Annotated in this window: 10 protein-coding genes and 1 pseudogene; 1 reads left to right on the top strand and 10 read right to left on the bottom strand. The window is 70.5% G+C overall.

The window, feature by feature from the left end:
* Positions 1 to 174 precede the first annotated feature (174 nt).
* Positions 175 to 1,527 carry an MFS transporter gene (locus Ssi02_RS07265; RefSeq protein WP_204022468.1) on the bottom strand — a complete coding sequence of 451 codons (1,353 nt, stop codon included), beginning with the start codon at positions 1,525 to 1,527 and terminating at the stop codon, positions 175 to 177.
* 118 nt (positions 1,528 to 1,645) lie between these two features.
* Between Ssi02_RS07265 and Ssi02_RS07260 the strand changes: the two genes are divergently transcribed.
* Positions 1,646 to 2,446 carry an SAM-dependent methyltransferase gene (locus Ssi02_RS07260; protein WP_204022466.1) on the top strand — a complete coding sequence of 267 codons (801 nt, stop codon included), beginning with the start codon at positions 1,646 to 1,648 and terminating at the stop codon, positions 2,444 to 2,446.
* A gap of 53 nt (positions 2,447 to 2,499) precedes the next feature.
* Here Ssi02_RS07260 and Ssi02_RS07255 read toward each other — a convergent pair whose 3' ends face one another.
* From Ssi02_RS07255 to Ssi02_RS07210, 9 genes and pseudogenes are all read right to left on the bottom strand, one after another.
* Positions 2,500 to 4,230: a glycosyltransferase family 2 protein gene (locus Ssi02_RS07255; RefSeq protein ID WP_239128667.1), complete on the bottom strand. Its 1,731-nt coding sequence runs from the start codon at positions 4,228 to 4,230 to the stop codon at positions 2,500 to 2,502.
* Entirely contained in the window at positions 4,227 to 5,333 is a 1,107-nt protein-coding gene (locus tag Ssi02_RS07250; protein WP_204022464.1) for a glycosyltransferase family 2 protein, read from the bottom strand. Before Ssi02_RS07250 ends, Ssi02_RS07255 begins: the two co-directional genes overlap by 4 nt.
* 172 nt (positions 5,334 to 5,505) lie before the next feature.
* The gene (locus tag Ssi02_RS07245; RefSeq protein WP_204022462.1) at positions 5,506 to 6,801 is read right to left on the bottom strand and encodes a homoserine dehydrogenase; all 1,296 of its coding nucleotides are present in this window, start codon (positions 6,799 to 6,801) and stop codon (positions 5,506 to 5,508) included.
* Positions 6,798 to 8,180, bottom strand: coding sequence for a diaminopimelate decarboxylase (lysA, locus tag Ssi02_RS07240; RefSeq protein WP_204022460.1), 1,383 nt, complete (start codon positions 8,178 to 8,180; stop codon positions 6,798 to 6,800). Before lysA ends, Ssi02_RS07245 begins: the two co-directional genes overlap by 4 nt.
* A 165-nt stretch (positions 8,181 to 8,345) precedes the next feature.
* On the bottom strand, positions 8,346 to 9,029 hold the full coding sequence (locus Ssi02_RS07235; protein WP_204022458.1) for a DALR anticodon-binding domain-containing protein: 684 nt from the start codon (positions 9,027 to 9,029) through the stop codon (positions 8,346 to 8,348).
* Positions 9,030 to 9,039: 10 nt separating this feature from the next.
* Entirely contained in the window at positions 9,040 to 9,435 is a 396-nt protein-coding gene (locus Ssi02_RS07230) for a hypothetical protein (protein WP_204022455.1), read from the bottom strand.
* Positions 9,436 to 9,548: 113 nt separating this feature from the next.
* Positions 9,549 to 10,808, bottom strand: a complete 1,260-nt coding sequence (locus Ssi02_RS07225; protein WP_204022452.1) for a hypothetical protein — start codon at positions 10,806 to 10,808, stop codon at positions 9,549 to 9,551.
* A 281-nt stretch (positions 10,809 to 11,089) separates the two neighbouring features.
* Positions 11,090 to 11,989: pseudogene (locus Ssi02_RS38570) on the bottom strand (phosphotransferase family protein).
* A 182-nt stretch (positions 11,990 to 12,171) separates the two neighbouring features.
* Positions 12,172 to 14,079, bottom strand: a complete 1,908-nt coding sequence (locus Ssi02_RS07210) for a glycosyltransferase family protein (RefSeq protein WP_239128666.1) — start codon at positions 14,077 to 14,079, stop codon at positions 12,172 to 12,174.
* Positions 14,080 to 14,083: the final 4 nt, after the last annotated feature.

Here is a 14,083-nt window from a genome sequence, read left to right as displayed (position 1 = left end):
GGTGCGCCGATGCGGCCCCGCCGTACGGCTACCGCGAGGACGGGCGATCGCCGACGTCGACCGGCGGCGCGCGGTTTGGTCACCGGCGGTGCGCCGCACCCGCGCCGTGAGGACGGGCGATCGGCCACGTTATGGGATGGTCCGGCGAGTGCCCGGGGGTGGGCATCGCATTTCTTACGCCAGGCCGCTCGTCACAGGGGACGGCTGGGATTCGGGGAGGGGCCGGATGCGGCGGCGCACGATCAGGCCGAAGATCACGACGAGGAGGCCGAGGGTGCCTGAGACGACGAAGGGCGCGGCGGGACGCCACACGTCGTAGAGCAGGCCGCCGAGGGCCGAGACCGTGAGGATGCCGGCGGCGCCGCACAGGGTTTGCACGCCGAAGGCCGAGCCTCGCACGTCGGCGGGGGCCTGCTGGGCGAGGAGGGGGCCGGCGGTGACGATGCCGGCGATCTCCCCCAGGCCGACCAGCGCGGCGACGATCATCATGCCCGAGCCGAGGGGGTCGCTGATGAGCAGCGTGGACAGGTAGGAGACCGCCGCCACCGCCTGGGCCAGGATGACGACGTTCTGCCGCTGCATACGGTCGCCGAGCCAGCCGAACAGCGGCGCGGCGAGCAACGCCACGGTTTGAGCGATGCCGACGACGGCGCCGCCGCGGGCCAGGGCCTCGGCGGCCGACATGCCGCGCTCGTTGACCGCGTAGTCCTGCACCCAAAGCGTCATGAACCCCGCCACCACGGCGAGGTCGGCCCGGGCCACGAACGCGGCGGCGTAGGAGAGCGCGACGCCGGGGTCCTTGGCGAGGGCGACGCCCTCGGCGACCAGGCGGTGCAGGGGGACACGCGCGGCGGTGCGGCTGACCTGGGCCTTGGACATCGTCGACCACACCAGCGCGCCCACCGCCAGCACCCCGGCGGCGACGACGCCGAACGACAGGCGGGCGGCGGTCGCCGGGGCCATGCCGCCGGCTTCGAGCTGCTGCGGGATGCGCACGAGCACGAGGACGGCGACGAGCGCGCCGAGGCCGCTGAAGACCCCGATGAGGCCGTAGGACTTGCCGCGTGAGGAATCTCGCACGTAGTCGATGGCGACCGTGGACAACATGGTGGTGAGCGCGGCGACGCCGAGTGCGAACAGCACGCGCAGCCCCACCAGGACCGCCTCGTTGCCCGCGAAGGGGAACAGCGCCACCCCCGCGGCGCACAGGGTGAACCCGGCGATTACCACCGGCCTGCGCCCCACCCGGTCGGCGAGGGCGCCATACCACGCCAGGCTGGCGATCATGGCGATCTCCGCGGCCACCCCGAGCAGGCCGACCATGCGCCCCTTCTCCTCGGAGGACATACCGAGGAGCTCGGTGATCACGAAGGGCTGTGCCGCGGGCACGAAGGAGATCACCATCGTGGAGAACAAGGCCAGCGACAGACAGGCCGAGAGGTTGACTCGGCTGACCCCATCGGCCAAATCAAGCCCAAGAGCACGACGTGGTCGGACTTCGGGGGAATCGACGGTCTCGTCGGGCATGAAGGTGATCATTCCAGCTAAGAGTTCATATCTCCAGCCTCGATTTGATATCGCTCAAATCCCCACAAGCTATAAGATCCCGGGAAAGTAGGGACATCTACCGCCGAAGGGCAGGACTGTGGTCGAGCAGGGACCTCCTGGTGTCAACACGCGCATCCCCAACGTGGCGCGCATGTATGACTACTACCTGGGCGGCAAGGACAACTTCGCAGCGGACCGTGAAGCTGCGGAGAAGGTGCTCGCACTGGTGCCGGAGATCCGGTTCAGCACCCGGGAAAACCGCGCCTTCCTCGGCCGCGCCGTACGATTCATGGCGGATGCCGGGATCCATCAATTCCTGGACATCGGGGCAGGCCTGCCCACCTTGCAGAACGTGCACCAGGTCGCCAGGGCCGCCACCTCCGACTCGAAGGTCGTCTACGTCGACAACGACCCCGTCGTCGGCGTGCACGGCCGCGCGATCCTGGCCCGCGACGAGAACGTCTCCATGATCGAGGGCGACCTGCGCCGCCCCCGGGAGATCCTCGACAACCCCAAGGTGCGCGAGCTCATCGACTTCGACCGGCCGGTGGGCATCATGCTGCTGGCCATCTTGCACTTCATCGCCGACGAGGACGACCCCGCCGGCATCATCGCGACCTTGCGTGAGGCGATGGCCCCCGGAAGCTATCTGGTGCTCTCGCACGTCGCCATCGACGCGCGCCCCGCCGCCGCCCCCGGCGTGCGCCAGGTCTACAGCAAGGCGTCGACGCCCTTCATCACCCGTACGGAGGCCGAGATCGCCCGCTTCTTCGAGGGATTCGAGCTGGAGCCCCCAGGCATGGTGAACCTTCCGGAATGGCGTCCCGACGGCGGACACCCCGTGCTTTACCGGGGAATCGGCGCCTACTTCCTATGCGGCGTGGCCCGTCGCATCTGACCCGGCACGCCGATATGGCACGGCCCGCCACCCACCCGGCGGAAGACCAACGCTCACTTACGATCCAGACGTCCGTCACGCCGCAGCGCCCGCTTGACGGACGTCGCCAGCAACGCCCGCAGCCCCTTGTGCGCACGTTGCGCCGCACCCAGTTCGCGGCGCAGGGAGCCGACCTCACGCCGCAGCTCGACCGTGCTGCGGCGCCACTTGCCGGCCTCCTCACGCCAGCGCGCCACCTGCGCGCGCAGCCGTTCCACCTCTTTCACGCGCCGCGCGACCTCCGCCTCCGCCTCGACGCGCGCCCGGTAGGCGCTGCGCCTGCCGACGTACGGCGGCGCCCCCCCGGCGCGGTGGAACCCGCAAGACTCGGCGTCCACCCACATCACCCCGGCCACCTCGTCGACCACGTCGTCGAGCGGCTCCCCCTCGGCCCGCACCACCTCGGCCCTGGCGAAGGCCGACGTGCGCTCCAGCCTCGCGGCGTACACCTGCTCGTCGTCCTCGTCGAGCAGCACCGCGACCAGCCCGTATCCGCCCTCCCTCGCGACGTCGAGGAGCCCGGCCAGCCCGTCCTCCCCCGGCACCCACCCGGCGGGGATCCGCAGCCGGTACGGCGCCGCCGGCGGGGCCGATCCCCCGTCCGCCGGGGCCAGCCGTACTCTCCCCTCCGGCGCGTAGTGACCGCGCAGCAGCACGAGGTCGAGCCGGGGGTCGGTCAGGGGGGCGCGCCGCTCGGGTACGAGGTCGTCCCAGGGGCCGGTGAGCGCGACCGCCACGTCGGGTACGGTGCCCGCCAGCACGGCGTCGACGGTGGCGCGCACCTCGTCATAACCCGCCTCCTCGGCGTCCACGACCACCTCGACGTAGGGCACCTTCCACTGCCGGCCCGGATGGGAGCGCAACCAGCGGTAGGCCGGGATGCGGTCGGCGACGAGCGCGTGGCTGACGCGGTCGATGGGCGCCTTGCCGCGCATGCGCATAGTCGGCCCGAGGTGATAGCCGAGCGCCTCCGGTTCCGGCACGAAGACCGCGCCCGCCTGGGCGAGCCGGTAGCCGAGTTCGGTGTCCTGGCCGAGGATGAGGTCGGTGTCCATCGGCCCCGCGCCGCGCAGCAGGGCGGCGTTGACCGAGGTGGCGCCGCCGACGTGCAGGCTGAAGGCGCGGTGGGGGTCGCCGGTGAGGCCGTCGGTGCGGTCGATGAGGTCGACGAGCCAGGCGTGGGGTTCGGCCGGTTCGAACAGCGCGGCGAGGTCGGCGCCGGCGATCTCGCCGGGCGCGGGCAGCGCGGCCTCGGTGAAGCGCAGGTAGGCCGTGACGACCAGATAGGGCGCGAGGTGGTGCCACCGCATCTGGGCCTCGATGGCGCCGGGGGCGAGCACCACGTCGGAGTCCAGCCAGTGCACGACGTCCCCGGTGGCCTCGGTGAGCCCCGCGTTGCGGGCGTTGGCCCGGCCGGGCGCGCCGCACACGAGCAGGCGGGTGCCGCCGGGCTTGAGGTGCGGCAGGCGGAGCGGCGGCGAACTCCCGTTGTCCACGACCAGGACCTCGATCAGCTCGCTCGGGTAGGTCTGGGCGGCGAGCCCCGCCAGCACCAGATCGAGCTTGTCCTGTCCGCCGTAGGCCGGGATGACGACGCTCACCCGCAGCGACGGTGTCCACGTGCCGAGGCCGGGCGGATCGAGCACGGTGTATTCGTTGCCGGAGATCCGCGGGATCGCCGCGCCGCGCGGGCCGGGCACCGTGAGGGACCCGTTCCGATGTGCTGTGCCGGGTCGCTCCGTCACTGGACCTCCATGATCAGGCTTGGCCGGAATCCGTGCCACTGCCTGGTGCTCAGCCGCAGGAAATGAGCCAGCGGAAGCCGCCAGGTGTGATCGCCGAGCGCGCGTCTGAGGACGTAGCCGAGCCCGTGGGTGCGGTAGACGCGGCCTCCCGCGGCGCGCACGGCGGCGAGCAGTTTGGCGTCGACGCCGCGTGGCTCGGCCGCGAATCCCCCGACTTCGCGGAGAAGCGCGGTGTCGAGCAGGATGGTTCCGCCGGCGACGTGGTCGCTCCAGACCTCGCTCGAATAGTCGGTCCGCCTGATGGTCGTGGTGATGGGTTCGAGGTAGAAGAACTCCGGCGCGGTGCCGACGACCTCGCTTCCGGAATAGCGTCTGGCCATGAGCAGGTCGGACAGGTGCTCGGGGCCGTACCAGTCGTCGTCGTCCCATTTCGCGATCGTGTCGCAGCCGGCCCGCGCCGCCGTGCGGTTGAGCATCTCGCCGAATGGCACGTCCCGGCCGGCCTCGACCACCGTCACCGGCAGCGGGCTCGCCGCCACGGCCTGGCGCACCTCCTCGTGGTCGGCGCCGACGCCGTGCAGTCCGAGCAGCACCTCGACCTCGACGCCCCGCTGCGCGGCCATCTGGGCGAGGGCCGATCCGACCAGGTGCGGGCGCATGCTCGACATGACCACGCTGACCGGGGTCGTCGCCGGCCTCTCCCGGCGCGCCGCGTGCCGGCGGAGCCGTACGCTGTGCTCCTCGCGGCGCAGGTCGGTCACCGAGCGTGTGGAGGTGTCGGCGTGGCGGGCGGGATGCCAGGAGGTCAGCAGCGCGGCGAGGTCGCCGTCGCGCTCAACGGCCCATCGCGGCACCTCCGCGGAGAACATCGGCACCCCCGCCGAGGCCAGCGCCTCTAAAAGGGGAAACACCTCCGCGGGCCGCCCGGGCCACTCCACCCGCAGCCCCGCCGACTGCCGGAGTGGCGCCGTGTGCCCCGCCGTCAGGGGCTCCCGCAGCGGTTCACCCGCCAACATCGGCTGTCCGTGAGACCACCGCAACACCTCCGGTGGCCCGGTGGGTGTGCGCAGGTAACCCTGAGGAGTCGGGATGTTGTCGGTCACCTGACAGGATTCCTATATGGACTTGGCTACGAGGGGCAAAGTCCAACCTACCTTCAGTTGCTTGGAGGATCCTGAACATCACCATGCTGCATGGTCACAGTGTTAGCACCCGGTAAAAAAGCGATGCCGGAGGTGACGATCACCCCCGGCATCCGCGGTCGAACCCCCTTGATCAGGGTGTGTCGTCCCCCTCGACGCGCATGACGCCGACGACCGCCCGGACGATGTCCATGCCGCGGAGCGTGTCGATGGTGGCCGAGAGCGCCGCATCGGACGCCCGATGGCTCACGAGCACAAGCTGGGCGTCGTCCCCACGGCCCTCCTGACGCACGGTCTGGATGGACACGTCGTGATTGGCGAAGATCTCCGCGACCCGCGCGAGCACACCGGGCTTGTCCGCCACGTCGAGCGAGACGTGGTAGCGGGTGACGGTGTCGCCCATCGGGTGGACCGCGAGCTCGGCGTAGGTCGACTCGTCCGGCCCCCGCGTGCCGGCCAGCCGGTTGCGCGCCACCGCGACCAGGTCGCCGAGTACGGCGGAAGCCGTCGGAGCGCCACCCGCGCCCTTGCCGTAGAACATGAGCTGCCCGGCGGACTCGGCCTCCACGAACACCGCGTTGTAGGCCTCGCGCACACCGGCCAGCGGGTGGGTCCTCGGGATCATGGCGGGGTGCACCCGCACCCCCACCGAGCGGCCGTCGTCGGAACGCGCGCAGATGGCGAGCAGCTTGATCACATAGCCCATGGCCTTGGCGCTCGCGACGTCGGCAGCGGTGATCTCGGTGATGCCCTCGCGGTGCACGTCGGCCGCGGTGACCCGGGTGTGGAAGGCCAGACCGGCCAGGATGGCGGCCTTGGCCGCCGCGTCGAAGCCCTCGACGTCGGCGGTCGGGTCGGCCTCGGCGTAACCGAGCGCCTGCGCCTCCTCCAGCGCGTCGCTGAACGACGCTCCCGTGGAGTCCATCTTGTCGAGAATGTAGTTGGTCGTGCCGTTGACGATGCCGAGGACCCGCTGGACGTGGTCGCCGGCGAGCGATTCGCGCAGCGGGCGCAGCAGCGGGATGGCGCCCGCGACGCTGGCCTCGAAGTAAAGGTCGGCGCCGCCGGACTTGGCCGCCGCGTGGATGGTCGCGCCGTCCTCGGCCAGCAGGGCCTTGTTGGCCGACACGACCGACTTGCCCTTGGCCATGGCCGCGACGATCAGCGAACGGGCGGGCTCGATGCCGCCGATGACCTCGACCACGATGTCGACGTCGTCCCGCGTCACCAGGCTCTCGGCGTCGGTGGTGAACAGCGCCGGGTCGACGTCGGCGTCGCGTTTGCGGCCGAGGCGGCGCACCGCGATCCCGGCGAGCTCCAGCGGGGCGCCGACGCGGGCGGCGAGGTCGTCGGCCTGCTCCTGAAGCAGCCGCACCACCTGGGAGCCGACGACACCGCAACCGAGCAGTGCGACTTTCAGCGGTTTCACAGTTGTCCCCTCAGCAGGTCGTCCACGCTCTCACCACGCACGATGAGCCGGGAGATCCCGTCCTTGACCGCGACGACCGCGGGCTTCGGCAGATAGTTGTAGTTGCTGGCGAGCGACCGGCAGTAGGCGCCGGTCGCCGCGACCGCGAGCAGGTCGCCGGCGACGAGGTCGGCCGGCAGCCAGTGATCGCGCACGACGATGTCACCGCTTTCGCAGTGCTTGCCGACGATGCGCGAAAGCATCGGCGCGGCCTCGCTCTCGCGGGAGGCGAGCCGCGCGGTGTAATCCGCTCCGTAGAGCGCCGTGCGCACGTTGTCGCTCATGCCGCCGTCGACGCTGACGTAGGTCCGGAGCCCCTCGACGTCCTTGACCGTGCCCACCTCGTAGAGCGTCACGCCGCCGGGGCCGACGATCGACCGGCCGGGCTCGACGGTGAGCCGCGGGATCGGCAGTCCGGCGTTGGCGCACACCTTGGCCACGATCTCGCGCAGGCCGTCGGCGATCACCTTGATGTCGGGGGTCGTGTCGGCCTCGACGTAGGCGATGCCGTATCCCCCGCCGAGGTCGAGCTCGGGCAGGACCAGGCCGTGCCGTTCCCTGATCTCGACCAGCAGCACGGCCAGCCGCCGCGCCGCCACCTCGAACCCCGCGGTGTCGACGATCTGCGAGCCGATGTGGGAGTGCAGCCCGACCAGCTCAAGCCGGGGCTGGTCAAGCACGCGGCGCACACCCTCGGCGGCGGCGCCGCTGCTCAGCGACAGGCCGAACTTCTGATCGTCGTGCGCGGTCGCGATGAACTCGTGCGTGTGCGCCTCGACGCCGGTGGTGACCCGGATCAGGACCTTGGGCCGCACGTCCAGCCGCTCGGCGAGGGCGCCGAGGCGGGCGATCTCCTCGAAGGAGTCGAGGACGATGCGGCCGACCCCAGCGGCGAGGGCGCTCTCCAGCTCGGCGGCCGACTTGTTGTTGCCGTGCATCGTGATGCGCTCGGCGGGGAAGCCGACGCTGAGCGCCACGGCGAGTTCACCGCCGCTGCACACGTCGAGGCCGAGGCCCTCGTCGTCGATCCAGCGCACGAGCTCCTTGCAGAGGAACGCCTTGCCGGCGTAGTGCACGTCGCTGCCTTCGAAGGCCGCGCGGAAGTCGCGGCACCTGGACCTGACGTCTTCCTCGTCCAGCACGTAGAGTGGCGTGCCGTAGCGCTCGGCGAGCTCACGCACGTCGACCCCGCCGATCGTGACCGCTCCACTCGTGCGCGCGGCGGTCGCCGGCCAGATCGCCGGATGCAGCGTGTTGAGGTCGGAGGGCGGGCGAGGGGGGCGCTCCTGCGGCAGCATTTCCGCGTGCCGATCACCTGCGGGATGGACGAAACGACTCACCCGATCGAGGCTATCGGACGTGCAGATCCCCGTGGGACGGTTGCTCACCTGACGAGACACGAACGCGAGGGTTTTTCGTAATTTTTCATGCTCAAACGGCGGCTTGACGGAAGATCTTTCCTGTTGGCGTGCCTTCGCCGTGCGTTCGCGACCCCCTAGACAAGATCACATTCTGCCCGGAAGCGGCTCTCCCAGGCGCGACAACCCCTCCTCCAGAACCACCCGCACCGCCTCCGCCAGCCACAACCGCGCCGTGTGCAACTCAGTGCCCGTTTCATCCCCCTGTGGTACGGCGGAAGCCCCCTCATGAGCATCGTGATAAACCATCGCCAGCCGCTCCAGATAGGCGGCCCACCCCGGCTCACGGCTCACCCGCCGCCCCGCCACCTCCGCCAGCGCCCGCACCACCGCCCGATCACGCCGATCGACCAGCTCCTCCGCCCTGAACGGCTCCCGCCGTACTCCCAGATCGTGCGCCCAACGTTGTACGGCACAAGCCCGGAAGTAGGCATATCTCACGACGAAGCCAGGGTTCTCCCAGGTCCGCGGCAGATCCGACCATTGGCGGCGGCACACTTCGCTTTTGCCCCCCTGCGGCCCGCCGGCCACGATCTCCCGCACCACCTCCCCCGGCACCGTCACAACAATCTCCACAAACCCCGCCCCCCTGACCCGGACCTCCCCCACCCCTCGAAGCCCGCGAAGCCGAGCGGCCAGCCCCTCGCCCACCTCACGCGCCCGCCCCCCCGCCTTGAACGCCACGGCCGACACGTAGACCGCCTCATCCACCCAAGCCCCACGCGGCTCGGGCGGCTCCCCCAGCACCTCACTCAACTGCCCCGGTGTCATAGTCCGGACGTTAACGCAGGACGAGTGCGCGGGTGGAACAGGCGGGATAGACCATGAAGCCGCTCCGGCAGTCCAGGCCGGGGAACGAGGCCGGCGCCGCGGCGCAAAGCGCGTCGCCATGGCCGGCGATCATCATTACGGCCATCGCCCGCGCGCCGGTCCGGCCCCATCGCGGCCTGCCGTACACCTCGGAGAGGCGCACGGCGAGAAACGCCGTGGCCACGGCAGGGGCGCCGCCGTGGATAAGGATAGGAAACCAGCGGCTGGCCGCCTCGACCAGGCCGTTGGAAACGAGGTAAGGTCCGGGCGAAAAGCAATACACATACTGGCTGTTGAAATGGTCGTTCCCGCGCATCCCCAGGACGCGGTAATACATGGTCACGCAGAAGGGGATGGTGAAGGCCACCACTCACCAGAGGCGGGACCGCACCACCATGTTCGAACCCATGCCAAAAATCATGCTAAATTCCCACAAAACCAGACATGGCGGCCACCGCGCTGGATGTCGTCCCCCGGACACTAAATTCTAGTTCCGCCGCGTGCGGTCCGCAGCACGAGGGTCCGGGAGTCGCGGCCGGGATAGACGATGACAAGGAGTTGCTGAGGACGCCTGTCGTCGTTCTCCCAGTCGGGTTCCCGATAGTGGACGCGCACCCGGTAGTCGCCCTTGCCGCGGAAGGCCAGGTCGGGCAGCCCGTCGGCCCCGCCGTACATCGGGTCGCCGATGCGGATGCGGCCGGTGGGGCTGCGGTAGCCGACCTCCACGACCTGATCCCAGCCCGCGAGCTCCAGCGGCGGGCGGCGGGCGTAGGCCTCACCTGTCACGCAGATGACGTGGTCGGCGTGGACGTCCATCACGAGATGTCCGGGCTTGGCGGTGACCAGCCTGTCGTCCCCCAGGTCGTCGAGCAGATAGCCCGCACCCTCGGATCCCTCGTAAGACTCTAGAATGCCGTGGTCGGTCCACATCGGCTTGCTGTGGACGACGACCGGTTCGGCCCGCGGCCGGTGGCGGAAACGCCGGCACTTCTCGCGGTCCTCGTCGTCTTCGATGAGAAGTTCGAGACTCGATCGCAGAACACGGAACTGCGACATCGCCACCATGCCCGGACACATGCGTGGAAGTGCACCGTCAATCCTGGAAGAGCGGCGCACCGGCCCCTCCGCCGAGGTGCTTCTCAGGCAGCGGTGGCGGGCCTCGGCGAGGAGTTCCCTGTCCGCCATCCCGCCCTCGGCGGCAGCGCCCGGATAGCCCATCTCAATGGGGTCTTCCGCCCGAGAGTCCCCCGCGGCCTCCGCCCGCCGCACCTCGCAGAGGAAGGCCCGCTCACCGAAGTCCTTGACCTCGGCCAGCTGCAGGTCCAGCACATCGGTGCCGAAACCGCACTCCTGCGCCGAAGTGTGTTCACCGGGCGCCAGATCGGCCGTGGGCAGGAAGACGATCAGACAGAGCGGGACGAGGACGGCGGCGACCCGCCGCGGCTTCGCCGCACGCCGCCCGCCTCTTCGCGCAGTCGCGGCGAACAGCGCGGCGGCGGTCGCGCAGCCCGCGAGGTCGGGAAGGACCACGACCTGCACGCCCGTGGGACCACCCCAGAGCGAGAGGCAGTCGCCAGCCACCAGGTCCACCGCCAGCGCGACGGGTGAGATCCCATAAAAGGCGGTCATGAAGGCGGCGACCGACCTCGCGATCACACGGCCCTTCCCGGGAACGCCGGCCGCCTGGGCGGAGACCATCGCGACAAACCCCGTGACGACGCCGGCGAGACCATTGAACATCAGCAGGCGAATCCACCAGGCGGCCGTCCCGAGTAACGACGTGAACGCGGTGTGTAAGTTTTTTTGATGCACCCTGGGTTATTAATGTAGAGCGATGTGTAATAGCCGCTGCTGCGCGTCAGATAATACACAGTCGAGCACATCGGGATGGCGAAGGCGACCACCCACCAAACCCGTGACCGCCTTGTCATGCGACGACGCCTCGTTTTCATCCTGAACGGTCACTCACCGTGCGGAAAAGCAGGCCGGACGCCTATCCCAAGCCGACCGGGCAATGCACGTTAAAGAGTGTCGATAAGGCAGGCAATATAGTCTTCCAACCGTCGAGCCACAAGATCGTCGGCTAAATCCGTCCTGCCGACCTCACGCCACGGCCCCGTGACCTTCCCCGCGGCGGGTGCGAAAGCGAGGGCGTCGAGCAACCGCCAGTAAAGGTGGTCACCTTTGTCCTCGGTAAGCTCCCCTCCGGCGGCCCTGAAGGCGTCCGCGAAGGCCATGCCCGCCGACACGCCGTGGAGTAGGGCGAGACCGGTGGAGCAGTGGGCCACGTCCAGGTCGGGTGGCCCCCACGACGTCTCCACCCAGTCCACGACGCCGCTGATCCGCGGTGCACCCGCACCGGAGGACGTGAACAGCACGTTGCCGGGGTGGAAGTCGCGATGCAGGAAGCATCCCCGTTAGGCGGGAGGTTCGCGGCGGATCAGGTCGGACGCCCGCCGCCAGAGGTCGGGCCGGACTGTGTCGGCGGGGACGCGGACGGTGTCCGGCGAGGTCCACGCCTGGTAGGCCCGCGGGCGGGTGTGATCGTCGACCGGCACACGATGGATGCGGACGAGCATGTGGGCTAAAGCCTCGGCGGAGGCGGGGTCGTCCAGGCGGAGACGCCCGGGGAGCGACGTCATCAGCAGTGACGGGTGCTCGCAGTGCTCCCCCGCCGGATCGGCCGCCACCAGATCGGCGGCGGGCACTTCCGTGCCGGCGAGCAGGCGGAGAACTCCGGCCTCCCGCGAGAGCAGGCCGTGGGCGTGTTTGACGTAGAACGGCTTGACCAGGGAACGAAGGACCAGTTGGCGTGAGCCGTACGGCCCGGCGATGGTGAGCCGGCGCATCTCGGAGGTCCACCCGCCGCGCAGGCGCGAGGCGCCGGCGATCGATTCGCCCTCGCGCAGATGCCGCTCCACCCAGGCCCGTGTGGCGGCGGGGATCACGCCATTGCCGATCACGTGCCTACCCTACGGCCGCGCCCCGCCGAGCCCGATGCCCGCCATAACCGCGGGGCCCCTCCAGAGCCTCCGGCATCCCCGCGCACAGCTGCGGGATCACGGGCTGAGGGCCTCTCGAAGGGAGGCCCTCAGAGCCGGGGTCAGAGCAGGGCGTGTGGCTCCGCCGGGCCGTATTCGATGAGGTGGGCCGAGGACAGCAGCCCCGGGTCCTCGTCGCGGACGCAGACATACTCGAACCGGTCGGTCGAGAAGACCTTGATCCCGTCGGTGCGGCACTGCCGCATGAGCACCTCGTCCCACCCCTCGGTGAGATCGGGGAAGCCGAGCCCCCGCAACACCGTGCGGCGCGCGAGCAAGGTGCCGCCCGCGATCTCTGGCAGGTAGGCGTATTCCGCCTCGGGCTGCCGGAGCAGCGTGACACCCGCCTCGGCCAGGTGGGCGTAATATGCGGCCTTCCCCACAATGTCGGCGCTGCTGTAGAGGAAGGCCCGGCTGAGGTCGGTGAGGTAGTGGGGGCCGTACAGATCGCGGGGGTCCATGACCGCGACGAGGTCACCCTCGCAGAGGTCGAGGGCGCGGTTGAGCAGCGCGCCCGTGGTCGCGCCGGGGTCCGCGAGGCGCACTACCACGTCGATCCCCTTGGGCAGCAGCGGGTGGCCTTCGGCCTCCGCGGGCCCGATCACGACGAGCTGCCGCACGTCGCCCGTCTGGTGGGCGACCTGGGCGAGGGCCGCGTCGAGCTGAGCGGGATCCCGCACCGCGAGCACGATCGAGATCGTGAGCGTCGCACGGTGGGAGGGCAGGCCGACCCGGTCGAGGAGGGCGTCGACCCGCTCGGTCATCGTGCCCGCGGCGTACGTCTTGCGCAGCGTCTGGTGGGTGCGGCGGTCCTCGGAGACGGTGCCGATGGGCGTGCCGCACGCGGCGATCTCGGCGAGCCGCCAGGGCTCGGTGCCCGGCGGGCAGTCCACGGCCCGCGGCCAGCGATAGGACGTGAGCACATCGGGGTAGGCGAGGCTGCCGGGCAGCAGCTCCGCGAGCGTGAGCACCCGGTCGAAACGCCCCCCGGCGAGCGGGATCGGGTTGTGCACCCGGGGTTGTACGGCGAAGCCGAGAAGTTCGCCCTGTCCCACGACCTCGCGCCAGCGTGACAGGCTTCCCGCGTCGGCGGTGAAGACGCGCTCGAAGAGCTTGGCCGCCGCGGCGTAGTCCGCGACCTCGCCCTTGGTGTGCCAGAACACCGTGCGGATGCCGCGCTCGGCGCACCAGGCGAGCAGGGCGCGCAGCCCCTCGCCGGGCTCCCCCGCGACCTCCTCGGCCCAGGGCCCCTCGGTCACCGACTCCACGAGCAGCATGTGCGGGATCTCGGCGGGCAGCACCCGGTGGAAGTCGGCCGGGGTGAAGCCGGTGGTCTGCCGCCACTCGTAACGCAGGAGGGCCTCGGCGTGCGGGTCCACCACGGCGGCGACGGTGAGGTGCGGCCGGGTGTTGGGCCCGGTCGGCACGCGATACGGCTTCAGCTTGAACGACTTGCCCGCGACGACCCGCGTGGTGGAGGTGGCCTGGAAGGCCGCACCGGGCGCGGGGGCCGCCGCCGCCTTGGCGTCGGCCACGTTCTGGCGCTTCGGTGCGGCGGGGCGTTTGGCGGGCCTGGTGGCGCCGCGCAGACCCCTGGCGAGCCGCACCGGATTGCCCCTGCCGGTCTTGATGGCGTCGCCGAGGCGCGACCAGCGGGCCACCTTCATCGAGGTGAGCTTCCAGTTGGCGACCTCGGTCTGATAGCGCTGCTCGGCGAGGTCGCGGCGGAGCTTGGCGGCCTGGGTCCGCTCCGCGGCGAGCTGCTGTTCGGCAGCGGCGAGTTTTTCGCGTGCGGCGCGCAGTTCCTCGCCGAGTTGTTCGGCCTCGCTGAGGCGCGCCTGTGTGGCGTCGAGCGCTCTGGCCAGCTCGGCCGTGCGCTCGGCCTGGGCCAGCGCTTCACGCAGTGCTCGTCGCGTGCTGTCGAGTTCCCCGCCGGCCACGTTGTCCTCCGAAAGTCTTTGCGGTGCCAAAGGA

The sequence above is a fragment of the Sinosporangium siamense genome (assembly GCF_016863435.1).
Taxonomy (GTDB): Bacteria; Actinomycetota; Actinomycetes; order Streptosporangiales; family Streptosporangiaceae; genus Sinosporangium; species Sinosporangium siamense.
The sequence above is the reverse complement of the archived record's forward strand: the minus strand, read 5'-3'. Positions and strand labels throughout refer to the sequence as shown.